Below are 25,058 nucleotides of genomic sequence, written 5' to 3' on the forward strand. Positions count from 1 at the left end.
ACATTCAGGCAAAATACCGCCTTAAATGTCCGCTGTGGGCCGCGCCCACGTTTTTGGAGCAACTATGACCGGCCTCACCACCACCAATCTGACCAGCCTGAAAAAAATCTACTCGGGCAAAGTGCGCGATCTGTACCAGATCGACGAAACCCGCATGCTGATGATCGCCACCGATCGCCTGTCAGCCTTTGACGTGATTCTGGCCGAGCCAATTCCAGAAAAAGGCAAAATCCTCACTGCAATCTCAAACTTCTGGTTTGAGAAATTGAAAGATGTCGTACCGAGCCACTTCACGGGCGACCAACCGGAAGACGTGGTATCAGCCGAAGATCTGCCACAGGTTGAAGGCCGCGCCGTGGTGTGCAAACGCCTGAAACCAGTCCCCGTTGAAGCGATTGTGCGGGGGTATATCGCTGGTAGCGGCTGGAAAGAATACAAGCAGAGCAATACCGTGTGCGGTATTCAAATGCCTGCCGGATTGCGCGAAGCCGACAAACTACCAGAACCAATCTTCACGCCATCGACCAAAGCGGCCGTGGGCGATCACGACGAAAACATCAGCTACGCGCAGTGCGAAGAAATTTTGGGCGCTGATTTAGCCGCCAAAGTACGCGACACCGCGATTTTGCTGTACAAAACCGCCAGCGAATACGCGGCAACACGCGGTATTATCATCGGCGACACCAAATTTGAATTTGGTCTGGATGAAAATGGCGTGCTGTGCCTGATGGACGAAGCGCTAACACCCGACTCAAGCCGCTTCTGGCCTGCCGACCAATACCAGCCCGGTACCAACCCACCGAGCTACGACAAACAATTCGTACGCGACTGGCTGGAAACCACCGGCTGGGACAAAACCCCACCGGCACCAGCGCTCCCCGCAGAAGTGGCTGAAAAAACCGCGGCGAAATACCGCGAAGCATTAGAAAAGTTAACGAAATAACTCAACAAGCCGATCGCCAGATCGGCTTTTTTTACGCCCACAACAATTCAAAATAGAGGGAGAAGTGATGCATCACGCCGCAGAAATTGGGTTCACCCATCGGGCACAACAATACCAACAAGGTCGGCCCGAATATCCCAGCGCAATCGCGAGCTACTTGCAGCAAACGTTGAAGCTAGGTGCGGGTCAAACTGTGCTGGATTTAGGCGCAGGCACCGGCAAATTCACCAAGCTGCTCGTGCAAACCGCCGCCAGCGTCGTCGCGGTCGAACCGATTGCCGCGATGCGCGAACAAATCACCACGCAAGCCGTGACCGTATTAGCAGGGCACGCCGAAGCCATTCCACTACCCGATTCGTCGGTTGATGTGATCTGCTGCGCACAAGCGTTTCATTGGTTTGCCAATGGCGAAGCGCTAGCGGAAATGCACCGCGTGCTGCGCGCCAACGGTAAGCTCTGCCTGATCTGGAATACGCGTGATGAGTCGTTTGATTGGGTGGCAGCGATTACGCAATTGATGCATCCGCACGAGGGCGATGCGCCGCGTTATTACACCGGGCAATGGAAAGCGCCGTTTTATGAGCAAAACTGGTTTGGCCCCGCCAGCTACCATGCCCTGCCCCACGCGCATATTGGCGCAATTGAGCAGGTGATAATTGACCGCTTTATGTCGGTCAGCTTTATCGCTGCACTCGATGAAGCCGCTCAGCAACAATTCAAACAGCAATTACTAACACTTCGCACGCAATTTCCAGCACTGCAACACGAAGCAATTGCATTTCCCTACCGAACAGAGCTATGGCTTTATAGCAAGCTCGATTAGACTAGGCGCACAAGCCAATTCCCAATAATCAACCGGAGCTAATCCCTATGATGATCAAAAGCGAAATCACCGACTTGAACACCGCCACCGGCGTAATGCGCACTTATGTGCATCGCCCAGCTGTGGATGGTCAATATCCGACGATTCTGTTTTATTCCGAAATTTTCCAGCAAACCGGCCCAATCGAACGTGCTGCGAAGCTCATCGCGGGGCATGGCTATAACGTGCTGGTGCCCGAAGTGTTCCATGAGCTAAACCCAATCGGCACCGTACTAGCCTATGACGACGCCGGTCGCGATAAAGGCAATGCCGACAAAATGGCGAAATCGGTCGAAGGCTACGACACTGATAACGCAGCGATGATCGCGTGGGTGAAGCAACAGCCGTGGCACTCAGGCGACTTCGGCGCGATGGGTTTCTGCATTGGCGGCCATTTGGCTTTCCGCGCCGCACTGCAGCCGGAAATCAAAGCAACCGCGTGTTTCTACGCGACCGATTTGCACACCAATGTGATCCCAAATCAGCCCGGCCAACATAGCATGGAGCGCTTGGCCGACATTAGCGGCGAATTGCTGATGATTTTCGGCAAGCAAGATCCGCACATTCCAGCAGCCGGCCGCGCTCAGGTATATCAGGCACTAGTCGCCGCCGACAAAACCTTCACTTGGCATGAATTTAACGGCCCACACGCGTTTATGCGCGATGAAGGCGATCGCTATGACCCGCAATTGGCACTGCTCGGTTACCAATTGGCATTTGATTTATTCCGTCGTAATTTGAAATAAATTACTGGTATTTGTTGCCGCTAAGCCGCGCCAATGGTGCGGCTTTTTTTCTGCCAACCTCGCCCCAACTAGTTTGCAACAAGGGGTAAATAATGCCATTGGCAATCCAAACAACCAAATGTATATAGCTACAAATCAATTGATATAAGGCCTAAATACAAATACCCCGGCAAAGTTATTATTGCATCCACATTGCGGTAGTTCATCACTGAAACGAAGCGGCTGCGCTCGTAAGCTCAAGTTGTGATGAATACCATTGGGGATGAATATGCGCCGCTTTTTATGTTGCTGTATCGCAGCTTTTGGCTTGAGCCCCAATTGCTGGGCGGATAAAGTGCTCACTCAATTAGAGCACCAAAAGACCGTCGTGCTAAAACCGAAAGAAAGCCTCACGGTCAAGTTGCCAACCAATCCTAGTACTGGTTATCTCTGGTTTCTGGAAAGCTCTGACACGCAGGCGGATACCCTGCAATTGACCCAAGACTGGAAGTTTATTCCGCGCGATAAAAATCAACGCCAGCCGATTGGCGATACAACTTGGCGGTTTACCGCGAAGCAAGCAGGCGAAGTCACCTTGCGCTTTATTTATCGTAAACCATGGCAAGGGCCCGAGATTGAGCCGCTGGACATACGTGAATATCGCTTAGTAGTGAGCGAGCAAGGTTAGACTTTTTGCCCGCGCCGGGCCGCCATGTTGCGCCCGAGTTGCTGCAGCTGTTTGGCATCGAGTAACACTTTGGCGTAGGGATAAATCTCGTCCTCTTCACGTGCGGCATGGGCTGGGTAACGGCTGGCAAATTGTGCTGCCAGCTCGGCACTGAGCTCGTTATCATTGCCTGCGACTAGCGCCAGCAAAGCGGCACGAACTTGTTGCCATAAGGCACCTAGCTCATCGTGCTCTGCCATGATCTGATCAATCACCTGCTTTAACTCGGCGGATGCCAAAGGGATTAAGGCTGGAAATAAGTCTTCATCTTCGTCTTGATGGTGCAAAGGCGCGGCAATATCGAAATAGCGCAAAATCGATTGTGCCCCCGCAATTGCCGCCGCATCGGCCCCATGCTGGGCCACATGGCTCACCAGCGTTTCCGTCAAGGCGGCATATTGGCGCACCCGATCATGACAGGCGATCAGCATCGCCACTGGGGTTTCAAACGTCACCGTTTCAGTAGCAAAAGGGTTAAGCATCGCAGCACTCCAAAGCTAGTCGGCATTTCAAACTACGCCTTCAAACTGGCTTTGCCAAGCGTATTACTGCGTTTTTGTGTTACCAAAGGCACGTGCTTTGATTTCAGCCAATCTACGCGCGTTTACAGTTAAGCTGTGCAGCACAAAGGCCGCACAGCTGCGCAAATGTCGCTTCGCAGGTGAGCTGATTAGATCTGCTCAACGATTGCATACAGCGCGCTAAGCAGTGAGCTGCCTAGCTGCGTTGAACGCTCACCATTCCAACCCACCTCGGGCAAGGGACGATTGGCGGTGTCTTTAAATGGCATTTCTACTGTATAGGCCAAGCAATCGAACTCATTACCGACCCAGTTCGTTCCCAAAGTCAGCGTTTCTGGGCCGAACTTACCCACTTCATAGCCGTGCTCAACTTGGAAATCGGGGCTGGCGGCCAGCCAAGCTTTCTTGAATGCCTCTTGCAAATCGTGCTGGCGGCACGAGAACGATTCATTGCTCTCGCAACCGGCAACAAAATTATGCGGAATACTCTCGTCGCCGTGAATATCAAAGAAGGCATCGACACCCACCTGCTGCATTTTCTCGCGCACCCAATACACTTCCGGACTGCGCTCCAGAGTTGGCGTTTGCCATTCTCGATTTAGATTTGCACCCTTAGCATTGGTGCGCAAATTACCCCGCACGCTGCCATCGGGGTTCATATTCGGCACGACGTAAAACACGCATTTTTCCAGCAAGGCCCGCGCGATTGAGTTTTGCGGGTCAAGCAAGGTTTCGAGCAAGCCTTCAACAAACCACTCGGCCATGCTCTCGCCCGGATGCTGGCGCGCCGTCACCCAGATTTTTTTCTTATTAATGCCGTAATAGCCTTTTTGCACGCCGATGCGCAGCAAGTCAAAATCATGTCCGTCGGGCGTCACGCCCAATTGTTCGAGCTTCACCCACGGCGCGGCGGTGATCGCGTTGCCGATCAACGTCTGATGGCGCTCCCAGCTATACGGCTCGAAATAAGCAAACCACATTACATCGGTATGCGGCGTGTGCTTGATCGTCAGCGTTTGGCCATCGTATTCAGTTTCCACGCGGAACCAGTTCTCGCGGTCATACGAGGCCACCGCCTGATAATCAGGCCAGCCATCAGGATAAGCGCTCTGCCCCGCGTTTTCGATTTTCAGCGTGCAATCAACATCGCGCGCGCCGCTTAAGCGAAAGTGAAACCACTGCGCAAAGTCGGACGCATTATCAGCGCGCAGTTTCAGGCGGATATTGGCAGCGTCGCTGGCGTCAACCACATCAATCGAGCCAGAGTCAAAATTACTCGTAATACGAAGCATGGGCTTTCCTTAACAAACCAATATTAAAAATGTTGATCCAAGATTGGGGGCAACACCAGCTCCCGCACATAAGACGAAGGCGATAGTTGCAATAGCGCCTGCACCAGTTTGACGACATCATGCACCGGAATCAATTTACCATGACCGCGCTGGCTTGCCTGCGCCACTGGCACACTGAAAGCATCTTCGGTATTTAAATCGCCGATCTGCAAACACGTTACCGCCAACCCATGATCACGAAACCCTTCACGCAAAGCATCGGCAATGCCATTGAGGCCAAATTTAGACGCGCCAAACGCCACTTCAGGTCGGCCACTGCGCGCCAGTGCCGAAGTCGAACCCGTCAAAATCAGCTGTGGTTTAGTCGACTTTAACAAGCGAGGAATAAGCCGTTTTAACAGCAAAATCGTTGAGGTCAGATTCACGTTCATCATCTGAATAATTTGCTCGTCACTATCGGCGAGAAAATCATACTCATGACTAAACGCTTTTTCTTCCCAAATACCAACATTGCAGATCACTACATCCAACTGCTCGGGCAAGGCCTGCTCGATTTTATTGCATGCGACCAATGTTTCGCTGAGATCGGCAGCAATCCATTGCAACTCAACGCCAGCAGCTAGCTCCAAATCACTTGGCCGAGTTCGTGAAACCCCAATAACCGTATCACCAGCCTGTGCTAGCCCTTCAACAAAAGCACGACCCAAACCTCGCCCAGCGCCCACCACCAAAATTTTCATTCGCGTTTAATCCAGCGGCGACCAATCGGTTACCGGCTTAAACTCATCATCATCTTCGCTTTTCACAAAGCGCTCGAACACGCTGCCAACGGGCGAGCCCAATAGCGGAATGATGTGACTATCGTAATTGGCGATGACGTTCACATCGAATTCACTGTGATTTTTCGGGTTATTCAGATATTTTTGATCTTCAGTCCCCGAGAAAAAGCGCCAGCCACTATCGCCGTCTTTAAGCGGTTTTTCGCGGTACATCAGCCCGACCGGATAGCCTTCGATCGTGATTTCATCGCTGGCGATGCAGCTACCGTGGCCTGTGGCGATTTTTTTGATGATGCGCTCGTCGAGCAGAAAGTCTTTCATAGGGTATATCCCGCCGTATTAGATCAAGATTGGTTTACTGGGCAATACCCAGCAATGTATCACGAGCAGATAAAGTCATCGCCAAGGCTGCACGCGTTTTGGCATGGCTCATAATAGGACTTTCCAGCCGCCCTTGGCGCAGCAAATCGCAGAAATGCGCTGTTTCGTAATTCAGCCCCGAGCCTTGTGGCGTCATCATCAGTTCTTCGCGCTCACCCAGCGCGTTGACCAGCGTGGCTTTAGCCGGATTCCACCATTTATCGTGAATCACAATATAGCCCGCGCTACCACCAAGCAATGCTTCGCCGCTGCCAGCAATGTCGAGGCCACTGTAGAGTTGGCTAATGCCGCGTTCGTGTTGAATATTTAAGCTCGCAAAGGTATCGACGCCGCTAGCGCCAATCCGCCCCAGTGTTTGAATTTCACCCGCAGCGCCCAGCCAATCGACAGCCAGAAACGCGCTGTAAATGCCAATATCAAGCAGGCCGCCACCCGCTTGTGCGGGATCGAGCACGGCGTGCCCCTCAGCTACGTTAGGGTTAGCGAAGCCAGCGCGCACAAAGCGCACTTCGCCAATCGCGCCCGCATCGATGCGCTCGCGAATTAAGCGATATAGCGGGAAAAACGGTGGCTTCATCGCTTCCATATACAGCCGCCCCGTGGTCTGCGCGGTGGCGATAACAGCATCGAGTTCGTCCAATGAAGTCGCGGCGGGCTTCTCGCACAAGACCGCTTTACCCGCTTGCAGCGCGGCGATGCTGAATGTGGCGTGGCTAGGGTGTGGCGTGGCGATATACACCGCGTCGATGTCGCTGGCGAGCAGATCGTCGATTTCGTCGCAGACAGTGGGAATGTGGTGAACCGCAGCAAACTGCCGCGCTTTAGCGCCGCCACGACTATACACCGCCGCCACCGTGGCATTGGGAACGTGGGCGAGGCCGGCAAAAAAACGCTGCGCGATGCTGCCAGTACCGATAATGCCAAAACGGACCTTACTCATCACGACTCCTAGCTATGGGTATAGCCCTGAAAATCAGTAATATTAAGATTTACAGAGCTATACACCAATCAGGTATTGCGATTATTGATTTGCCAAACTAAATTGCACCAAGGCAAGGCTACCAAACAGATTCGGCAGAAAATCAACCGTCTCGCCTTGATGCAGCACGACCTGCTTATCGACTTTCATGCCCATTTTGCCGAGCAATTTGTCAAAATCATTCACCGTGCAGAAGTGAATATTCGGCGTGTTATACCATTCGTACGGAATCGTCTCGGACACGGGCATACGGCCGATCAGAATTTGCCAGCGGTTTTCCCAGAAGCCGAAGTTCGGGAACGTGACAATACCGACTTTGCCGACGCGCAGCATTTCTTGCAAGATCAGCTCGATATTGTGCATGGCCTGAATGGTGAGCGAGAGCACGACATAATCAAAACTGCCATCTTCAAAACTTTGCAAACCGCTTTCCATATCGGCCTGAATCACATTCAGGCCTTTTTCAACGCAGCTCACAATCGACATCACATCGACATCGACACCAATACCGCGCACAGCTTTATTGCCTTGCAGCCAAGCGAGCAATTCGCCATCAGCGCAGCCTAAATCGAGCACGCGTGAGCCGGGTTTGATCTGGTCGGAAATGTGTTTAAGGTCGGGGCGGAGGGTGTTGTGATTAGCCATTACGCGATCTCCTTCGCCACATTATTTAAATAGGCCCGCATCACGGCCATGTACGGCGCGTCTTCCATCAGGAAAGCATCGTGGCCGTGTTGTGATGTAATTTCGGCATACGACACGGTGCGATCGGCATCGAGCAAGGCTTTGACGATTTCGCGTGAACGCGACGGCGCGAAACGCCAGTCGGACGTGAACGACACGACCAAGAATTTGGCCTGCGCTTGGCGCATCGCCTCGGCCAAGCTACCGCCGTAATGACGCGCAGGGTCGAAATAATCGAGTGCCTTGGTCATCAGCAAATAAGTGTTCGCATCAAACATCGTCGAGAATTTATCGCCCTGATAGCGCAGGTAGGATTCGATTTCGAATTCAACGTCGAAACCGTATTTGTATTCGCCACTACGCAACATGCGGCCAAATTTCTCGCCCATGCCATCGTCGGACAAATAAGTAATATGACCCAGCATCCGCGCCAAACGCAGCCCACGGCGTGGCACGACGCCGTGCTGATAAAAATCGCCGCCATGAAATTCGGGGTCGGTAATAATGGCCTGCCGCGCCACATCGTTAAACGCGATATTCTGTGCCGTCAATTTCGGCGCCGACGCAATCACCAGCGCATGGCGCACGCGCTCTGGATAAGTAATCGACCAACGCAGCGCCTGCATCCCGCCCAGGCTACCGCCAATAATCGCGGCGAACTGCTGAATGCCCAAGCGATCAGCCAAACGCGCCTGTGTTTCAACCCAATCACGCACCAACACGACCGGAAAGCTCGAACCATACGGCGCATTGGTTTCTGGGTTAATACTCGAAGGGCCAGTCGAACCATGGCAACCACCGAGGTTATTGAGGCCTATGACGAAGAATTTATTCGTATCGATTGGTTTGCCGGGACCAACCATATTGTCCCACCAACCCGCAGCTTTATCTTCAGGCTTATGTTTACCTGCAATATGATGATGCCCAGATAGCGCGTGGCAAATCAGAATGGCATTGGACTTATCGGCATTCAAGCTGCCGTAGGTTTCGACCATCAGCTCGTAGCGCGGTATAACCACACCTGAAGAGAGCGTAATGGGGTCTTCGAAAACCAATTTTTTTGGCGTAACAATGCCCACAGACTCAGACATGGGAAGCCTTACTTTCAGAAGAGTTAGAAGAATTTGCTGTATGTATTGCTAGCGCCAACACGACAGCCAACACCGTGACCAAGGTATATCCCTCGGTAAAATCAAGTAATAAGGAGTTAAAAAGACTGCAAACGGCATAGGCAACAAGAATGCCGGAGAGTATCGTCCTCCAGGGGTCAGCCAGTCGCAAAGCGGCTCGAATACCGGCAATTAGAAGTGAAAGATACAGGATAATCCCCACCAAACCTAACTGCATGCCCTGCATCAAGTATTCGTTATGCGCATTAGAAAAATGACTGGTAGCAAGCGTTGGAATTGAGAAATTCCCCGTCCCGTAGCCTAAAAATGGTTTCTCAGCGATATGTTCAATTGCGGTCGTATACCAGTACGTACGCAATCCCAGCGATGTCGCGCAGAGAGCGTCTTGTTGTGGCGTGTGTAAAGCACCCCAGCACGTCTTCGCTTCAGTAAAACCAAGTGCAACGCGATTAACAATGCTGGCTTGACCGAACCAAAGAGCGCTTGCGATCGCAACCCCTAACCCGATAGCCATCAGCCGTGCACGCCACCCCAACCAAAGTGAACCTGCCCAGATCAGCATAATTAAGACTGCGAGATAGCCTGTGCGCTGCGGGGACATCATAAAGACATTCAACAACATCCAGAGAGACAAAATCCCCCAAGCTAAACGCCGATAATGCAAAGACTGTAGCGCTTTAGCCAGAGCAAGAAATGCAGCAATCGCCATTAGTAAACTCTGTGCAATCGGGTTTTTAGTGATGCCAGACGATAGGTATGTATGCCCATTAAGCACCATCAATCGCATACTCGGGATTGTAGGATCAATCACACTCCCGACGAACCGCAGATATGTCGACGCGAATAGAATCAAAGCACTACCTACAAGAAAACCTATGAGTGCTGCACGTAAACGCGCTTTATCGTGGATAAAAAACAAGGCCAAGAATGGAACAAATAACAATTTCTTGTACTTGCCAAGATACTCCATGCCTTGAGCCGGATCAGCACGCAGCGCTCCAAGTGCTAAAGCCATCAGCAAAGCCAATGAGAACCAAACAATTGGCTGAGTCTTGAGTATACGAACCACGAGGGCGCGTCCTTGCCAAGCACCGATCAAAGCACATAGTGGCAATAGCAAATTTGTCAGTGCCGTGCTGGTCGGCAGGGCCCCACCAAGTAAGAAAGGCAGCAACAATGGCCATTGTTGCATGTAACTCTTCCAATTTTGACTCATCGCTCATGCATCCTTTCTAAATAATAAGCCGCAGCCACTGCTAAGCCCTGCCGAATCGTATGCGTCGGCGCATAACCTAATAATGAATTAGCTTTACTCACATCCGCTTGCGAGTGACGTACATCGCCAGCTCGGAAATCACGGTAAATTGGCTCAACACCTGCTTTTTCTGGATGGATATTTGCTACCTGCTCACGAATCCAACCATACAATTGATTTAACGTTGTGCGGTCGCCAACGGCAACGTTATAAACCTGATTGATCGCTTCCGCGTTATCGGTTGTCGCCGCCAGCAGATTCATTTGCACTACATTGTCGATAAAGCAAAAGTCGCGGCTAGTTTCGCCATCACCGTTGATGAAAATATCCTGATTGCGTAGCAAACTACCAAACCATTTTGGAATCACTGCCGCATAAGCGCCATCAGGGTCTTGGCGCGGGCCAAAGACATTGAAATAGCGCAAACCAATCGTCGGCATACCATAGCAACGACCAAAGACATCGGCATATAGCTCATTAACGTACTTGGTCACCGCATAAGGTGACAGCGGCTTGCCAATGCGATCTTCCACCTTGGGTAGGCCTGGATGATCACCATAGGTCGAGCTAGAAGCCGCGTAAACAAAGCGCTCTACGTTGGCATCGCGCGCTGCAACCAACATATTTAGGAAGCCGTTGATATTACTTTCATGGGTGCGAATCGGGTTTTCGAGTGAGCGCGGCACACTGCCCAAGGCGGCCTGATGCAAAACATAATTCACACCATGAACAGCTTGCTCACACGTTGCTAAATCGCGGATATCCCCCTCAATCAGGGTAAAACGCGACCAGGCATCTGCCCCTACGCTCGCTTGCACCATCGCTAGATTATGACGATGCCCGGTGGAAAAATTATCCAAGCCCACTACGGTTTGCCCTAGCTTGAGCAGTTGCTCCAACAAATTCGAGCCAATAAAACCAGCCACACCAGTAACTAGCCAGACTTTGGGTTGCGCAAGCAACGCCGTTTTCACTTCAACAAATTTTGACACAATGAATCCTGATAGATTACGACAACAGTTACAGACGCCAGAAACGCACACCGGCATCAGCCATCGCTTGGCGATCACAAATCCCTTTCACATCGATCACGACTGGATTGCTCTCCAGCAAAGCCAAATACTGCGCTACAGGCCAGGTGGCAAATTCGTGATGCGCTACGGCAACAACGATTGCAGAAGCTTTTTGGAGCTCAGCAACTGGCGTCAAAGGCACACCGTATTCCTCTACAGCCTCTTGGCTATCGGCCTCTGGATCACATACCTGCACATTAACGCCAAAATCCTGCAGTTCACGAATAATGTCGATCACGCGCGAGTTACGCAAATCTGGGCAATTTTCTTTAAATGTGAGACCTAGCACGGTCACGGTACTGCCAGCAATTGCGTGACCCGCATGAATCATTTGCTTGATGGTTTGCTGCGCAATATACGCCCCCATCCCATCATTGATGCGACGGCCTGACAGAATAACTTGCGGGATATACCCCAGCTTTTCCGCTTTATGGGTTAGGTAATATGGATCAACGCCAATGCAATGCCCTCCCACCAAACCGGGCTTGAATTTCAAGAAATTCCACTTCGTACCCGCAGCTTCCAGTACATCGAGCGTATCAATGCCCATGCGGTCAAAAATCAGAGCCAACTCATTCATTAGCGCAATATTCAAATCGCGCTGGGTGTTTTCGATCACTTTGGCAGCTTCAGCAACCTTAATCGTAGCGGCTTTATGCACGCCAGCCGTCACGACCGAAGCGTACACGTCAGCTACGATATCGAGCGTGACTTGATCTTGTCCTGAGACCACTTTTTTAATTTTGGTGAAGGTATGTTCTTTATCACCTGGATTGATCCGCTCTGGGCTGTAACCAACAGTAAAATCCACGCCGCATTTAAGCCCGGAAACACGCTCCAGAATCGGCACGCAAATGTCTTCGGTCACCCCGGGATAGACGGTCGATTCATAAACAACGATATCACCACGCTTAAGCGCCTTGCCCACCGTTTCGGACGCTTTCACCACAGGGGTCAGATCGGGTTGGTGCGCATCATCAACAGGGGTAGGCACCGCCACGATGTGAAAATCTGCTTGAGCCAATTCTTCGGTACTGCTGGTGTACACAATCTGTGCGGCAACAAGGTCGCCATCTTCAACTTCATTGGTGCGGTCATGCCCAGCACGCAGCTCAGCCAAGCGGGCTTCATTAATATCAAAACCGATGGCCGGAGCCACCTTGCCAAACGCTACAGCCACAGGCAGGCCAACATAGCCAAGCCCAATCACGGATATTTTTCGCTGATGCGCCATAAGTTAAGTTCTACCTTTGAATTTGATGAAATATGCGGATCTTCGCAGCAACTAATCCCTAGCGTGAGGCAGCGCAGACTTCAAGGAAAACCCGCTCCATGTCCACCGCCATACGCTCAACACTAAAGATAGCCTTCGCTCGCGCCAAACCAGCCGCACCATATTGCTCACGCAGAGCATCATCAGCCATCACCGCCGTTAATGCTTTGACTAATGCGGGTAAATCACGTTTTTCAATTAACAACCCGGTTTCTTGATGGATCACCGCGTCTGGAATCCCCCCCACGCGGGTTGCCACCACAGGCACCGCGCAGGCCATCGCTTGGGTAATCACTTGTGGCACCCCTTCTGAATCGGAAGGAAGAACAAATACATCAAATGCATTTAGCCAATGCTCCAGTGCGGGCTGATAGCCTACTAAGCGGACGGAATCGGGAAATTGTGCCTGCAGGTCTAATACCGGAGCATATTGCTCATCATCCCCAACCAAAACCAATTGCCAATCGGGAAACTGGGCTTGTAATACCGTCCAAGCTTGCGCCAGTAAATCACAGCCTTTTCCAGCATGCAGACCACTAGCGGCAAAACCCAGTGTTTTCTTTGCTGGCAAGCCCAACTGTTGACGTAATTGATGGCGATCTTGCGGGTAAAACCGCTGTAAATCAACACCCGTGGGTATCGAAACAAGACGTTCAGCATCAAACCTGTTATCACGGATCAGTTGCTCGCGCACCATTGAGCCGGTGGTTACAATCATTTGTGTGGCACGCTGATACAGCCAACGGGTGGTCAGGCGATTACTAATTGGTGTTGCCATATGCCGGGTTCTAACTACCGGGGGTAAATCAGTCAGCAGCAAACCTGCGGCAGCAACTAGCCAGTGATCAGTCGAGCGATGGGTGTTAATCACGTCAAAGCGCTGACGATTCGTCACCAGCCAGCGCCGCATCGCCAATAAGGCCGACACCCGCTTTTTAGCAATCGGCAATTCCCAGACAATCAGGCCTGCAGCTTTGGCCTCTTGCGCCATTCGCGAGCCACTGAGCGCGATGAGTTCTAGCTCATGCCCCATCTTTTGCATTGCGCGCATTTCACTAATAATTCGTAGCTCTTGGCCTCCCCAGCTACTCGAACATTCGGTATGTAATACACGCAAAGCCACTCACCCCCTCCGCTACACCACCCACAAGCACCATTTGCGTGGGCAATTGGCACATTATATCACCGCATTGACGCCTACCTTTCTTCACGTTCACAATGCGCGGTTGGCTGTAATGCAATTTATTAAAATCACTTTGGCGTACAAGCCCATGCCCACTCTCGGTATCGCAATTATTACAAAGAACGCAGCCGCGCATCTGAATGAATGTTTGCTGGCGGCCAAATGGGCGGATCAAATTGTGATCTTAGACTCTGGCAGCTCGGATCAAACGCTAGAGATCGCTCAGTCGCATCAGGTAGCAGTGCATCACACCAGCGACTGGCCGGGCTTTGGCATTCAAAAAAACCGCGCCCTTGCCTACCTGAATACCGACTGGATTCTCGCCTTGGACGCGGATGAAATCCTCACCACGGCATTGACCGACAGTATTCGGGCTGCAATCAGCAATCCCACTGCCGACATTTATCAACTCGCCCGTTTGTCCAATTATTGTGGGCGCTGGATACGCCACTCAGGCTGGCAGCCTGATCATTTACCGCGCCTATTCAAACGCGGTTGTGCACAATACTCTGAAGATCTGGTCCATGAACGTTTACTTTATTCAGGTGCAGCGCCGCTATTGGCCGGAGAGTTATTGCATTACTCTTTTGACAATCTGGATGATGTACTGGATAAAGTGAATCGCTATTCCAGCGCGGGCGCTCGGCAGCGCTTGGCTAAGGGTGAGAAATCAGGTTTATTCAAGGCCATATACAAAGGCCTGTGGGCTTTTTTACGCACTTATGTATTACAACGCGGGTTTCTGGATGGGCGAGAAGGCTTTATTTTGGCCGTCTCCAACGCCGAAGGCACTTACTACCGCTATTTGAAATTAATGTACTTGGCTGAACAATGAAACTATCCATCATCGTATCGACCTATAACCGCCCCGACGCGCTCAATGCCGTCCTTCAAGGCCTAGCGCTGCAGGTAGGTGCCGCCGATTGGGAAGTGATTGTGGCGGATGATGGCTCTCAAGCTGATACCCAAGCCTTAGTTAGCAAGTGGCAAGCACACTTTCCCTGCCCACTGCATCATGTCTGGCACGAAGATACAGGGTTCCGACTTGCGGCGATTCGCAATCGAAGTGCGGCACTCGCCCAAGGCGAGTTTTTAGTTTTTTTGGATGGCGACTGCATTCCAATGCCGGATTTCATCACCCAAAGTTTGGGACTGGCAGAGGCGGGCTGGTTTTCGGCAGGCAACCGGGTATTACTCAATGAAGCGATCACTCGTTCGTTGCTGAGTACCCAACAAAATCCAGCCTCATGGAGCAAACTTCGCTGGTTGATCGCCAAATTTAGCGGGCAAGCAAATCGGGCACTGCCTTGGTTACGACTAAAGTTAGTTGAAATGCGCAAACAGCGTGCAACCCAATGGCAAGTATTAAAAGGCTGCAATATTGGGGTTTGGAAGGCCGACTTTATGGCGATTAATGGCTTTGATGAATCATTCTCAGGCTGGGGTCACGAAGACTCCGATTTTGCGGTGCGCCTCATCCGTGCGGGCCTCAAACTCAAAGATGGTCGCTTTGCGATTCCAGTTTTACACCTGTGGCACCGGGAAAATGACCGATCAAAACAGGCCGCAAACTGGGCCAAGCTAGAAGCAACAATCCAAGGCAATCACATTCGTGCGCAACTAGGCGTTGATCAATACATCACCAGGGCATAACCACATAGGCAATACGTATAAAAGCCTACAACAACATACCCTAGCGCAAATTCAAAATCAGCCCATTCTGCGTCAGCATCGGCAGCGTTAAACTCTGGAATTAGACTCCAGCCCAAATTGCACCGCATGCATTTGCGCATACATGCCGTTTTTGGCGATGAGATCGGCGTGTTTGCCGCTTTCAATCACGCGGCCTGCATTCATCACCACAATCCGATCTACTTTTTCAATCGTCGATAAACGATGGGCAATGACAACGGTGGTACGACCTTGCATCAGGTTTTCCAATGCTTCTTGCACTTTGCGCTCTGACTCGGTATCGAGCGCACTGGTCGCCTCATCAAGAATCAGCACTGGCGCATCTTTGTAAATCGCGCGGGCAATCGCCAAGCGCTGGCGCTGGCCGCCCGATAGCCGCACGCCATTTTCGCCCAGCATTTCGTCAAAGCCATTGGGCATTTGCTCAATAAACTCGGTGGCGTACGCCGCTGTTGCTGCGGCACGCACGCGCTCCATATCTATCTGGCCTGAGCCATACGCAATATTGGCCGCGACAGTATCGTTAAACAGCACCATATCTTGGCTCACCAAGGCAATTTGCTGCCGTAAGTTGGCTAACTGGTACTCAGCAAGCGGTACGTCATCGAGGCGAATTTCACCGCCTGTAGCATCGTAAAAACGCGGCAACAAGCTCGCCAGCGTTGTTTTACCACTGCCCGACTGCCCCACTAGCGCCACACTTTCGCCCGGTGCAATCTCAAGATTGATCTGATTCAAGGCTTTTACGCCTTCTTCGCTATAAGCAAACTCCAGCTCACGAATCGATAACGCGCCTTTAACTCGCTCGACTTGATGCCGCCCTTCATCTTGCTCAATGGCTGAATCAATCAAGGCAAATACTGATTCTGCCGCCGCCAAGCCGCGATGCAGCGGGTCATTGATTTTGGAAAGATTCTTAATCGGTTGTTGCAACAACATCATTGAGCCCATAAACGATACAAAGGCCCCCGCGGTCATCGCACCTTCAGCGGCGCGAATACCTGCGACATAGATAATCGCGGCAATGGCCACCGCAATCAGAAATACGGTAAATCCTGAGTTTAAACTGCTGGTCGCTGCGCGTTTCACCATCAAATTGCGTACTTGGCGATTGGCTTTACTAAAACGCGCCGATTCATACTGCGCACCATTAAAAATCTTAATGATGCGCTGCCCACCCAGACTTTCATCCAGAATCTGGCTCATTTCACCCATCGTATTCTGGGTTTCTCGCGATAAACGCCGCTGGCGCTTACTCACTACCCGAATCGAGACGGCTGCACCGGGTAACATAATCAAGCAAAACAGCGTTAACTGCCAATCGGTCCAGAGCATAATCACCAGCAATGAAATGGCCAGTACGCTATCGCGCACAATCGTCGTCATTACATTAAGGCCCGCATCCATAATCTGGTTAATGTCAAACGTGACGCGGGACAGCAACACCCCTACCGAAGATTGATCAAAAAAGCGAATGGGCATCGCCATCATGCGATCAAATACCTGCTGCCGGAGGGTTTCCATAATCCGCGACGACAACCAGGCACCACCATATTCATTGGCAAAGCTCGAGACCAAGCGTACTAAACCCAAACCAAACAAGATCAGCGGCATATGCCACGGCGCTTGATCACCCGCATTAATATTCTGAAAGCCATCGATGATGTCTTTTAACAAGCGCATCATTAATGCATCCACCGAGCCGGCAATAATCATCGAGATCAGCACCGCAATCGCAATCGTGCGATACGGCTTAAAGTAGGCCAGCAGGCGGAAATAAAGCTGACGGCTATTCATATGGATGGCCAGAAATGAGGTAAAAAGCGATTATAAAGCACCCAAGCCCAATTACGGGCGTTAGGCACAAAGGGAAATGCCGCGGCGCCGTTTGCGCCGCGCAGCTTTGATGCGCAACGATTAAAAGTCGCCGTATTTAGCCTGTAGGAATCCAGCGATAACGGGGGCAACCGTTTCAGTGCGGAAAATTCTTGGCCCCAAAATTAGCGAGGTATAGCCACTAGCAATAGCCAGTGAGTCTTCTTCAGCAGAATACCCCCCTTCTGGGCCTACCAATACCGTGACAGATTGGGCTCGCGCGGGTAAAGCCGAATGATGCACGGCCCCCGTTGGGCACATTAGCAATTTGAGCTCACTATCGTTGCTGGCCGCCAAAAATTGCGCAAAAGTCACAATCGGACGAATCTGCATTAGCTGCGTACGACCACACTGTTCAGCCGCACTAGCTGCAATACCTTGCCAATGTGCCAGCCGCTTTTCTGCCCGCTCACCGCTATAACGCTGCTGACAGTATTGCGAAATCACTGGCTGAAACACCGTTACCCCCAGCTCTGCCGCTTTTTGCACGGTGTAATCCATGCGATCCGACGCCGAAACCGCTTGAACTAAGGTCAATTGCAAGGTGGACTCACGATCGACTCGGGCAAATGCAGTCAGCTCAACAGTCACGGTTTTTTTACCCATACTGCTAATTCTGGCCTGATATTCGCCGCCCTGCCCGTTGAAAACAGTAATGACCTCCTCAGGCTGCATTCTCACTACCTGCACGTGCCTTGCAACGGCTTCAGGCAAGTCAAATTGCGCCCCCAGCACAAGAGGCTGATCCACATAAAAACGAGGCAATGCCATGCTCTTAACCCAAGGTAAGTCGCTCGATAAATAGGCCGATGCCAAACATCACGCCAATTCCAAGCAAAGAAAACAGAACGACCCGAATATTACGCAACCAGCGGGGATCGCGTTCACGGGCGTAGCGGAAACCTGCATATACAATCAGTAGCAGTGCCAAAATCGCCAAGCCGCGCAATAAGGCAAACATGGCACTAGATGCTCAATGGAGGCAGATCATGAAATGATGATGGCACATGCGCATCATCATCAAAGGTGACTAATTCGTAGCTATCACGGTCAGCTAACAATGCGCGTAGCAATTTATTATTCATCGCATGACCTGATTTATAGCCTGAAAACGCAGCAATCAGCGGATATCCCAGAATATACAGATCACCAATGGCATCTAGAATTTTGTGGCGAACAAATTCGTCTTCAAAACGCAAACCACCATCATTGAGTACGCGAAACTCATCAATGACCACTGCATTATCCATATTTCCGCCACGGGCTAAGCCATTGGCACGCAGATATTCAACTTCATGAATAAAACCAAACGTGCGCGCACGGGCAATTTCGCTCACGTAATTGCTTTCGGCAAAATCAATTTCAATGGTTTGTGCTGATTTTTTAAAGGCAGGGTGCTGAAAATCAATCGTCAGTGCGACTTTGTAGCCATCGTGTGGCTCGAACTTCACCCACTTATCACCATCGTGAACTTCAATCGGTTTAAGAACACGAACAAATTGTTTGGGTTTATTAAGCTCGCGGATACCGGCGCTTTGTAGCAAATAGATAAACGGTGCAGCAGAACCATCCATAATCGGCATTTCGGGCGCATCAACATCAACAATTACATTGTCGATACCGAGCCCCGCAAAGGCCGACATCAGATGCTCAATGGTGCCGACACGCACGCCGTCTTGGACGAGCGTCGAGGAGAGTCGCGTGTCGTTCACCAAATCAGGGCCGACCTTGAAAGGCTTTGACTCGGGCAAATCAGAGCGTTGAAACACAATCCCATGGTCGGCTGCAGCGGGGCGTAAAGTGAGAGTCACTTTTTCACCCGAATGCAAACCAACGCCAGTCGCACGGATTGTGCTTTTCAAGGTACGTTGTAAAAACATGGCCATTTCTGCCTTATCACAGCTTTAATTGCACTAATTCTACCAGCCTCGGGTCTTGCGCTGGATGAATCATTACAATCAAGCCCATAGGCACCGTTTATTCAAGCAGCAAAATTAATCAGCTTGGCGGCGCAAAAAGGCAGGAATATCCATATCAATATTCGACATCGCTGGACGAGCCGATGTCGCTTCCGGAGCTGGGTTACGACGGTTGTTACGCCAGATTGCTGGGGTATCGTAGGCATCGTCGTAAGCAGCGTTGTCAGTACCCGTTTTCAGAGTTTGGCTGCTCACAACTGACAGCTGTGGTTTATTCATGTCTTTACCACCGCCCAAACCAGTAGCAACCAAAGTAACGCGGATTTCGTCTTCAGCCAACTCTGGATCGTAAACAACACCGTGTTTAACCAAAGCGCCTTCAGCTACGTGCGCTTCAATGATTTCCAAGGCTTGGCGGGTTTCTGATTTTTTCAGTTTGCCGGGGGCAGTAGAGAAGTTCACCAGCACGCCACGCGCACCTTTAAAGCTAATATTGTCGAGCAGAGGGCAACGAATTGCTTCTTCAGTAGCGCGGATTGCACGATCTGGACCAGCCGCATTAGCAGAGCCCATCATGGCCATACCCATTTCACGCATTACAGTGCGCACGTCCGCAAAGTCAACGTTAATCAAGCCTGGATAGTGGATGATTTCAACGATAGAACCAACCGCATTGCGCAGAACATCATCAGCAGCGCGGAATGCTTCGTCGATAGTCACATCGTCACCCAGCACTTCTTCAAGTTTCTGATTTGAAACCACGATCAATGAATCAACATAACGGGACAATTCATCAATACCGGCTTGCGCCACTTTTTGGCGGCCACCTTCATCCAGACCGGGTTTGGTTACCACGCCGACGGTCAAAATGCCTTTTTCTCGGGCAACTTGCGCAATCACGGGAGCCGCGCCAGTACCTGTACCACCGCCCATACCGGCAGTGATAAATAATAAATCTGCACCTGAAATTAATTCAGCGATATGTTCGCGATCTTCTTCTGCTGCTTGGCGGCCAATATCAGGATTACAACCCGCACCAAAGCCTTTAGTTAATTCAGCGCCCAACTGAACTACATTATCCGCTTTTGATAATTTCAATACCTGTGCATCAGTATTGGAAGAAATAAAATCAACACCTTGCATGTGGTGTTCGATCATATTATTAATTGCATTGCAACCTGCCCCCCCACGCCAATTACTTTGATATTTACGTGATGGGATACTTCTGGAACTTCAATTGTTAATGCCATGGTTCTCTCTCCTGTTACCCGATTTTACCGCTTACCCGAAAATTTCAAAAGTTATTTTGAAACCAAGACTTCATTCGCCCAAAAATGTCTCCAATTGAGCCATCTTTACCCCGTTGCCCAGGGATTTTTTGCATTTGTTGTCGCGCGACCAACAGCAAACCCACTGCAGTTGAATAGCGAGGGTTTTTAACTACCTCTGCTAATCCACCCACATAGCGTGGTAAACCTAATCGAACTGGCATATGAAATATTTCCTCAGCCAATTCAGTCATTCCCGGCATTAATGAAGCACCGCCAGTAATAACAATCCCGCTTGATAATCTGTCTTCCAAATTAACGCGGCGTAATTCTGCTTGCACAAAGCTATATAATTCTTCAACACGTGGCTCAATCACTTCGGCCAAAGTATGGCGTGACATTTGACGCGCACCGCGTTCCCCAACCCCGGGCACTTCAATCATGGTTTGTGGATCAGTCATATGGCGTAAAGCCACACCGTGTTGGATTTTAATATTCTCGGCTTCACCGGTTGGCGTGCGCAAAGCCATCGCAATATCATTAGTAATTTGATCGCCAGCAATTGGAATTACTGCGGTATGGCGAATTGCACCATTAATAAATACCGCCATATCAGTAGTGCCACCGCCAATATCAACCAAACAAACACCCAAATCGCGTTCGTCATCAGTCAATACAGCATGGGCGCTTGCCAATGGCTGCAATACCACCTCGGCAATTTCTAAGCCACAACGGCGCACGCATTTCGTAATGTTCTGCACCGCAGAAACAGCACCAGATACGATATGCACTCGCACCTCAAGACGCACGCCTGACATGCCCAATGGCTCTTTAACATCTTCCTGACCATCGATCACATATTCTTGCGACAAAATATGCAAAACCTGATGATCGGCGGGAATGTTCACAGCGCTGGCGGTTTCAATAACGCGATCAATATCAGCTTGAGTCACTTCTTTATCTTTAATTGCGACCATGCCGTGTGAATTCAGGCTTTTAATGTGGCTGCCGGCAATACCGGTATAAACCTCGCTAATTTTGCAATCAGCCATTAATTCAGCTTCGCCTAATGCAGCTTGAATTGCACCCACAGTTTTTTCGATATCAACGACGACACCGCGCTTTAAGCCTTTCGATGATGCTGAGCCCATGCCGACGACATTGAGCGAGCCATCTTCGGTCACGTCAGCAACCACCGCAACGACTTTTGACGTTCCGATATCTAGCCCAACGATGAGATTTTTTGCGTCCCTAGTCACTGACAGCCTCTTTACTAATCTTAAGAATTAACTTTAAAAAAATACGCCAACTTAATATTTTATATTGCTTAATTTATCCGAAAGCATAAATCATGCCGAAGCCTTGACCGCTTTTGGTTTTACGACAATCGGTTTGCCATTCGCATCCAATTTAGGTGGCGCGGCTGGTTTGTAATCCGGCAGGCGCACCGCAAATCCATTTGGATAGCGCAAATCAATATATTCAAATGGCTGCTGCAACAAGGCCAGTGAATTGGGGTAGGCTTTCACAAAACGCTCAACCCGTTCGATCGGCTCATCACGTCCCACTTCAACAATTAAGTTTTTATCCAATTCAAAACGCCAAGCGCGACGATCGGATAGCCATAACTGTGTTGGTTTACGATCTAATGGCTTCAATAACTCTTTTAAGCGCAATAAACCTTCGACCATGACCCGCTCAGTTCCTTCCGGGCCTTCTAATATGGGCAATGATTCATTGCTGGCAGCATCAAATTGCTCACCATATTGATTCAATAAAGCGCTTGAGCCCCAGCGGGCAATTGCACGATGTTCTTCAATATTCACTTCCAGGCGATCTGGCCACCGACGACGAACTTCTACGCGGCGCACCCATGGTAATTTTTCAAAATCTTGTCGGGCTTTATTCAAATCCAGCGTAAAAAAAGTACCTTTCAGTTCATTTTTAATCACATACTGCAATTGCTCACGGGTGATATGGGTTAATTCACCATCTACTTTGATACGTTTCACCGGAAATAATGGTGAATGTACCGCCAGAAACAAAAGGGAATAAAACAGCAATAGCATGGCTAAGCCAGTCAATAGATTGGCTATCCACATTAATAATTGCGGTTTATCCCACATGCTGTTATTGCGCCTTATTGAGCGTAGCGGCCAAAATTTTGACCACTAAGTCTTCATATGACAAACCAGACTCACGAGCAGCCATTGGAAATAGGCTGTGGCTTGTCATGCCTGGCGCGGTATTGGCTTCCAATAAATAAATCGTGCCGTCATCATCAGTCAAAAAATCAATCCGAGCCCAACCACTCGCCCCTAGTACTCGGTAGGCTTTTTCCGACAACGACCGAGCCAGCGCTTCATGCGCATCACTCCAACCAGCTGGGCAGCGATATTCTGTGTCATCCCGGAAGTATTTCGCTTCGTAATCATAAAATTCAGTTTGGGGAATAATCCGTACACTCGGCAATGCTTTGCCATCCAGCACCGCACACGTGAACTCGCCGCCGCCAATATTGCGCTCGGCCAACACGACCGAATCATGGCGTGATACCTCAGTCCAAGCGGCCTCAACCTCAGTCAGAGATTTCAACTTCACTACCCCAACACTTGACCCTTCGCTGGCAGGCTTCACAAACAATGGCAAACCAAGTTCTTCCGCCGCTAGCGTCAACTCCGCTGCGCTATCAATAATTCGGTACTCAGGTACTGGCAAACCAGCGGCTTCCCACAGTAATTTGGTCCGCCATTTATCCATCGCGATCGCCGAGGCCATTACGCCGCAGCCGGTGTACGGCAAGCCCATAAACTCCAGCGCCCCCTGAATCGTGCCATCTTCACCGCCACGGCCGTGCAAGATCAAAAACGCACGATCAAAGCCTTCTTCTTTTAGCGCAATCAATGGTTTTTCTGCCGGATCAAATGCATGCGCATCAACCCCTTTACTTTGCAGAGCCGCCAAAACGCCGGCACCACTCATTAAGGACACTTCACGCTCAGCAGACGAGCCGCCCATGATGACCGCTACTTTTCCAAACTTATTCATACTTTTAGGCTCGCAATTTGTTTTGGCACATTACCGATCGAGCCTGCACCCATCGTTACAATCACATCACCTGCCTGCGCTGCGGCAAGAATTGCCGTTGACATATCGGCAATATTTTCCACAAAGATGGGCTCTACTTTGCCAGCCACGCGCACCGCCCGCACCAAGGCACGGCCATCTGCGGCCACAATCGGAGTCTCCCCAGCGGCGTACACTTCACCGAGCAACAGACCATCCACAGTGCTAAGCACTTTGACAAAATCTTCAAAGCAATCCCGCGTACGGGTATAGCGATGCGGCTGGAAAGCCAACATCAAGCGACGGCCAGGGAAAGCGCCGCGCGCCGCAGCCAAAGTCGCAGCCATTTCCACAGGGTGGTGACCATAGTCATCAACCAAGGTGATTGAGCCGCCGGCGGGTAATGCCACCTCGCCATAACGCTGAAAGCGTCGGCCTACACCTTCAAATTGTTCCAGCGCAGCAACAATTGCAGCTTCATCTGCACCAACTTCAATCCCAATCGCAATCGCCGCCAGTGCATTCAATACATTGTGCATACCCGGCATATTTAACGTCACAGCCAAACGACGCGTTTCACCATTTTTCCAAACTGCATCAAACTTCATTTGCCCATGAGCGGCCACGATATTCTCCGCGCGCAACATGGCATCTTCCGACACGCCATAGGTGGTAATCGGGCTGGTTACCTTGGGCAAAATTGAGCGCACGTGCGGATCATCGATACACAAAATCGCGCGACCATAAAATGGCAAGTGATGGAGAAAATCAATAAACGCCTGCTTCAACTTCTCGAAATCATGACCATAAGTATCCATATGATCAGCATCGATATTGGTGACCACCGAAATCACCGGCGAAAGCAATAAAAAGGAAGCATCGCTTTCATCGGCTTCTGCCACCAGAAAGTCACCGTGCCCTAGGCGGGCATTCGAGCCCGCGGCATGTAGCTTGCCACCGATCACAAATGTTGGGTCAAGGCCAGCCGCTTCGAGCACACTGGCGCTCAAGCTAGTGGTCGTCGTTTTACCGTGGGTACCGGCAATCGCAATCCCTTGCTTTAAACGCATCAGCTCAGCCAGCATCATTGCCCGTGGCACCACCGGAATTTGCCGCGCGCGCGCTTCGACTACTTCTGGGTTATCGTCTTTAACCGCGCTAGAGATCACCACCACGTCGGCATTAGCAACAAATTCTGCGGCATGGCCTTGATGCACCTCGGCGCCAGCCGCAGTCAGCCGCTGGGTGGTGGCATTAGAACCCAAATCGGAGCCGCTCACCTCAAACCCAAGGTTAAGCAGCACCTCAGCGATGCCACTCATACCGACACCGCCGATACCGACGAAATGAATGCGTTTAACTTTATGCTTCATATCCACTAAGGGTATAAGACCAGAGAGCACATATTATATACTCTACAAGTCATTACCC

25 protein-coding genes and 1 pseudogene are annotated in these 25,058 nt (G+C 50.7%); 6 read left to right on the forward strand and 20 right to left on the reverse strand.

Annotated elements, in window-relative coordinates; all coding sequences use genetic code 11:
• Positions 1 to 64 precede the first annotated feature (64 nt).
• The 4 genes from HZU75_RS06045 (at position 65) to HZU75_RS06060 (ending at position 3,218) form a co-directional block, all read left to right on the forward strand.
• Positions 65 to 943, forward strand: a complete 879-nt coding sequence (locus tag HZU75_RS06045; protein WP_180308259.1) for a phosphoribosylaminoimidazolesuccinocarboxamide synthase — start codon at positions 65 to 67, stop codon at positions 941 to 943.
• Between the two features lie 67 nt (positions 944 to 1,010).
• A complete protein-coding gene (locus HZU75_RS06050; RefSeq protein ID WP_180308260.1) occupies positions 1,011 to 1,766 on the forward strand; it encodes a class I SAM-dependent methyltransferase in 756 nt (251 codons plus the stop codon).
• A gap of 47 nt (positions 1,767 to 1,813) precedes the next feature.
• Entirely contained in the window at positions 1,814 to 2,551 is a 738-nt protein-coding gene (locus HZU75_RS06055) for a dienelactone hydrolase family protein (protein ID WP_180308261.1), read from the forward strand.
• Positions 2,552 to 2,819: 268 nt separating this feature from the next.
• Positions 2,820 to 3,218, forward strand: coding sequence for a protease inhibitor I42 family protein (locus HZU75_RS06060; RefSeq protein ID WP_180308262.1), 399 nt, complete (start codon positions 2,820 to 2,822; stop codon positions 3,216 to 3,218).
• Here the strand turns inward: HZU75_RS06060 and HZU75_RS06065 are convergent.
• The 11 genes from HZU75_RS06065 to HZU75_RS06115 form a co-directional block, all read right to left on the reverse strand.
• Positions 3,215 to 3,739 (reverse strand): hemerythrin domain-containing protein, encoded by a 525-nt coding sequence (locus HZU75_RS06065; protein ID WP_180308263.1) that lies wholly within the window; start codon positions 3,737 to 3,739, stop codon positions 3,215 to 3,217. The genes HZU75_RS06060 and HZU75_RS06065 overlap by 4 nt on opposite strands.
• A gap of 188 nt (positions 3,740 to 3,927) precedes the next feature.
• Complete coding sequence (locus HZU75_RS06070) at positions 3,928 to 5,070, reverse strand: M14 family metallopeptidase (RefSeq protein WP_180308264.1); 1,143 nt, start codon at positions 5,068 to 5,070, stop codon at positions 3,928 to 3,930.
• Between the two features lie 23 nt (positions 5,071 to 5,093).
• Entirely contained in the window at positions 5,094 to 5,810 is a 717-nt protein-coding gene (locus HZU75_RS06075) for an SDR family NAD(P)-dependent oxidoreductase (RefSeq protein WP_180308265.1), read from the reverse strand.
• Between the two features lie 6 nt (positions 5,811 to 5,816).
• Entirely contained in the window at positions 5,817 to 6,170 is a 354-nt protein-coding gene (locus HZU75_RS06080) for a DUF2185 domain-containing protein (RefSeq protein ID WP_180308266.1), read from the reverse strand.
• Positions 6,171 to 6,204: 34 nt separating this feature from the next.
• Entirely contained in the window at positions 6,205 to 7,170 is a 966-nt protein-coding gene (locus tag HZU75_RS06085; RefSeq protein ID WP_180308267.1) for a Gfo/Idh/MocA family protein, read from the reverse strand.
• Between the two features lie 81 nt (positions 7,171 to 7,251).
• A complete protein-coding gene (gene metW / locus HZU75_RS06090) occupies positions 7,252 to 7,854 on the reverse strand; it encodes a methionine biosynthesis protein MetW (RefSeq protein WP_180308268.1) in 603 nt (200 codons plus the stop codon).
• Positions 7,854 to 8,984, reverse strand: a complete 1,131-nt coding sequence (metX, locus tag HZU75_RS06095; protein WP_180308269.1) for a homoserine O-succinyltransferase MetX — start codon at positions 8,982 to 8,984, stop codon at positions 7,854 to 7,856. The genes metW and metX overlap by 1 nt, the downstream gene beginning before the upstream one ends.
• Positions 8,977 to 10,239, reverse strand: coding sequence for an O-antigen ligase family protein (locus HZU75_RS06100; RefSeq protein ID WP_180308270.1), 1,263 nt, complete (start codon positions 10,237 to 10,239; stop codon positions 8,977 to 8,979). Before HZU75_RS06100 ends, metX begins: the two co-directional genes overlap by 8 nt.
• On the reverse strand, positions 10,236 to 11,270 hold the full coding sequence (locus tag HZU75_RS06105) for an NAD-dependent epimerase/dehydratase family protein (protein ID WP_180308271.1): 1,035 nt from the start codon (positions 11,268 to 11,270) through the stop codon (positions 10,236 to 10,238). The genes HZU75_RS06100 and HZU75_RS06105 overlap by 4 nt, the downstream gene beginning before the upstream one ends.
• Before the next feature lie 28 nt (positions 11,271 to 11,298).
• On the reverse strand, positions 11,299 to 12,585 hold the full coding sequence (locus tag HZU75_RS06110; RefSeq protein WP_180308272.1) for a nucleotide sugar dehydrogenase: 1,287 nt from the start codon (positions 12,583 to 12,585) through the stop codon (positions 11,299 to 11,301).
• A gap of 58 nt (positions 12,586 to 12,643) precedes the next feature.
• On the reverse strand, positions 12,644 to 13,747 hold the full coding sequence (locus HZU75_RS06115) for a glycosyltransferase family 4 protein (RefSeq protein WP_180308273.1): 1,104 nt from the start codon (positions 13,745 to 13,747) through the stop codon (positions 12,644 to 12,646).
• 148 nt (positions 13,748 to 13,895) lie between these two features.
• Here HZU75_RS06115 and HZU75_RS06120 point away from each other — a divergent pair, with 148 nt between their 5' ends.
• Positions 13,896 to 14,642 (forward strand): glycosyltransferase family 2 protein, encoded by a 747-nt coding sequence (locus HZU75_RS06120; RefSeq protein ID WP_180308274.1) that lies wholly within the window; start codon positions 13,896 to 13,898, stop codon positions 14,640 to 14,642.
• Positions 14,639 to 15,460, forward strand: coding sequence for a glycosyltransferase family 2 protein (locus HZU75_RS06125; protein ID WP_180308275.1), 822 nt, complete (start codon positions 14,639 to 14,641; stop codon positions 15,458 to 15,460). Before HZU75_RS06120 ends, HZU75_RS06125 begins: the two co-directional genes overlap by 4 nt.
• An 87-nt stretch (positions 15,461 to 15,547) precedes the next feature.
• On the opposite strand, the gene msbA is transcribed toward HZU75_RS06125, so the two are convergent.
• From msbA to murC, 9 genes and pseudogenes are all read right to left on the reverse strand, one after another.
• The gene (gene msbA, locus HZU75_RS06130; protein WP_180308276.1) at positions 15,548 to 17,296 is read right to left on the reverse strand and encodes a lipid A export permease/ATP-binding protein MsbA; all 1,749 of its coding nucleotides are present in this window, start codon (positions 17,294 to 17,296) and stop codon (positions 15,548 to 15,550) included.
• 120 nt (positions 17,297 to 17,416) lie between these two features.
• On the reverse strand, positions 17,417 to 18,145 hold the full coding sequence (locus tag HZU75_RS06135) for a 16S rRNA (uracil(1498)-N(3))-methyltransferase (RefSeq protein ID WP_228028208.1): 729 nt from the start codon (positions 18,143 to 18,145) through the stop codon (positions 17,417 to 17,419).
• 4 nt (positions 18,146 to 18,149) lie between these two features.
• Complete coding sequence (locus tag HZU75_RS06140; RefSeq protein WP_180308277.1) at positions 18,150 to 18,335, reverse strand: hypothetical protein; 186 nt, start codon at positions 18,333 to 18,335, stop codon at positions 18,150 to 18,152.
• A gap of 4 nt (positions 18,336 to 18,339) precedes the next feature.
• The gene (gene lpxC, locus HZU75_RS06145) at positions 18,340 to 19,254 is read right to left on the reverse strand and encodes a UDP-3-O-acyl-N-acetylglucosamine deacetylase (protein WP_180308278.1); all 915 of its coding nucleotides are present in this window, start codon (positions 19,252 to 19,254) and stop codon (positions 18,340 to 18,342) included.
• Between the two features lie 114 nt (positions 19,255 to 19,368).
• A pseudogene (ftsZ, locus tag HZU75_RS06150) lies at positions 19,369 to 20,543 on the reverse strand (cell division protein FtsZ).
• Positions 20,544 to 20,587: 44 nt separating this feature from the next.
• Entirely contained in the window at positions 20,588 to 21,820 is a 1,233-nt protein-coding gene (gene ftsA / locus HZU75_RS06155; protein WP_228028209.1) for a cell division protein FtsA, read from the reverse strand.
• Positions 21,821 to 21,910: 90 nt separating this feature from the next.
• Complete coding sequence (locus tag HZU75_RS06160) at positions 21,911 to 22,687, reverse strand: cell division protein FtsQ/DivIB (protein WP_180308279.1); 777 nt, start codon at positions 22,685 to 22,687, stop codon at positions 21,911 to 21,913.
• A 4-nt stretch (positions 22,688 to 22,691) separates the two neighbouring features.
• Positions 22,692 to 23,609, reverse strand: coding sequence for a D-alanine--D-alanine ligase (locus HZU75_RS06165; protein ID WP_180308280.1), 918 nt, complete (start codon positions 23,607 to 23,609; stop codon positions 22,692 to 22,694).
• Entirely contained in the window at positions 23,606 to 25,000 is a 1,395-nt protein-coding gene (gene murC / locus HZU75_RS06170) for a UDP-N-acetylmuramate--L-alanine ligase (protein ID WP_180308281.1), read from the reverse strand. The genes HZU75_RS06165 and murC overlap by 4 nt, the downstream gene beginning before the upstream one ends.
• Between the last annotated feature and the right edge of the window lie 58 nt (positions 25,001 to 25,058).

The organism is Chitinibacter fontanus (assembly GCF_013423785.1).
GTDB lineage: Bacteria > Pseudomonadota > Gammaproteobacteria > Burkholderiales > Chitinibacteraceae > Chitinibacter > Chitinibacter fontanus.

Excerpts from the sequence above, each read along its gene's own strand:
- lpxC (WP_180308278.1), bottom strand. The coding sequence starts at position 19,254 with ATGTTTTTACAACGTACCTTGAAAAGCACAATCCGTGCGACTGGCGTT.
- HZU75_RS06135 (WP_228028208.1), bottom strand. The coding sequence starts at position 18,145 with ATGGCATTGCCTCGTTTTTATGTGGATCAGCCTCTTGTGCTGGGGGCG.
- metX (WP_180308269.1), bottom strand. The coding sequence starts at position 8,984 with ATGTCTGAGTCTGTGGGCATTGTTACGCCAAAAAAATTGGTTTTCGAA.
- HZU75_RS06045 (WP_180308259.1), top strand. The coding sequence starts at position 65 with ATGACCGGCCTCACCACCACCAATCTGACCAGCCTGAAAAAAATCTAC.
- murC (WP_180308281.1), bottom strand. The coding sequence starts at position 25,000 with ATGAAGCATAAAGTTAAACGCATTCATTTCGTCGGTATCGGCGGTGTC.
- HZU75_RS06080 (WP_180308266.1), bottom strand. The coding sequence starts at position 6,170 with ATGAAAGACTTTCTGCTCGACGAGCGCATCATCAAAAAAATCGCCACA.
- HZU75_RS06070 (WP_180308264.1), bottom strand. The coding sequence starts at position 5,070 with ATGCTTCGTATTACGAGTAATTTTGACTCTGGCTCGATTGATGTGGTT.
- HZU75_RS06125 (WP_180308275.1), top strand. The coding sequence starts at position 14,639 with ATGAAACTATCCATCATCGTATCGACCTATAACCGCCCCGACGCGCTC.
- HZU75_RS06085 (WP_180308267.1), bottom strand. The coding sequence starts at position 7,170 with ATGAGTAAGGTCCGTTTTGGCATTATCGGTACTGGCAGCATCGCGCAG.
- HZU75_RS06165 (WP_180308280.1), bottom strand. The coding sequence starts at position 23,609 with ATGAATAAGTTTGGAAAAGTAGCGGTCATCATGGGCGGCTCGTCTGCT.
- HZU75_RS06065 (WP_180308263.1), bottom strand. The coding sequence starts at position 3,739 with ATGCTTAACCCTTTTGCTACTGAAACGGTGACGTTTGAAACCCCAGTG.
- HZU75_RS06160 (WP_180308279.1), bottom strand. The coding sequence starts at position 22,687 with ATGTGGGATAAACCGCAATTATTAATGTGGATAGCCAATCTATTGACT.
- HZU75_RS06120 (WP_180308274.1), top strand. The coding sequence starts at position 13,896 with ATGCCCACTCTCGGTATCGCAATTATTACAAAGAACGCAGCCGCGCAT.
- HZU75_RS06140 (WP_180308277.1), bottom strand. The coding sequence starts at position 18,335 with ATGTTTGCCTTATTGCGCGGCTTGGCGATTTTGGCACTGCTACTGATT.
- HZU75_RS06055 (WP_180308261.1), top strand. The coding sequence starts at position 1,814 with ATGATGATCAAAAGCGAAATCACCGACTTGAACACCGCCACCGGCGTA.
- HZU75_RS06110 (WP_180308272.1), bottom strand. The coding sequence starts at position 12,585 with ATGGCGCATCAGCGAAAAATATCCGTGATTGGGCTTGGCTATGTTGGC.
- HZU75_RS06050 (WP_180308260.1), top strand. The coding sequence starts at position 1,011 with ATGCATCACGCCGCAGAAATTGGGTTCACCCATCGGGCACAACAATAC.
- metW (WP_180308268.1), bottom strand. The coding sequence starts at position 7,854 with ATGGCTAATCACAACACCCTCCGCCCCGACCTTAAACACATTTCCGAC.
- HZU75_RS06075 (WP_180308265.1), bottom strand. The coding sequence starts at position 5,810 with ATGAAAATTTTGGTGGTGGGCGCTGGGCGAGGTTTGGGTCGTGCTTTT.
- HZU75_RS06100 (WP_180308270.1), bottom strand. The coding sequence starts at position 10,239 with ATGAGTCAAAATTGGAAGAGTTACATGCAACAATGGCCATTGTTGCTG.
- HZU75_RS06060 (WP_180308262.1), top strand. The coding sequence starts at position 2,820 with ATGCGCCGCTTTTTATGTTGCTGTATCGCAGCTTTTGGCTTGAGCCCC.
- msbA (WP_180308276.1), bottom strand. The coding sequence starts at position 17,296 with ATGAATAGCCGTCAGCTTTATTTCCGCCTGCTGGCCTACTTTAAGCCG.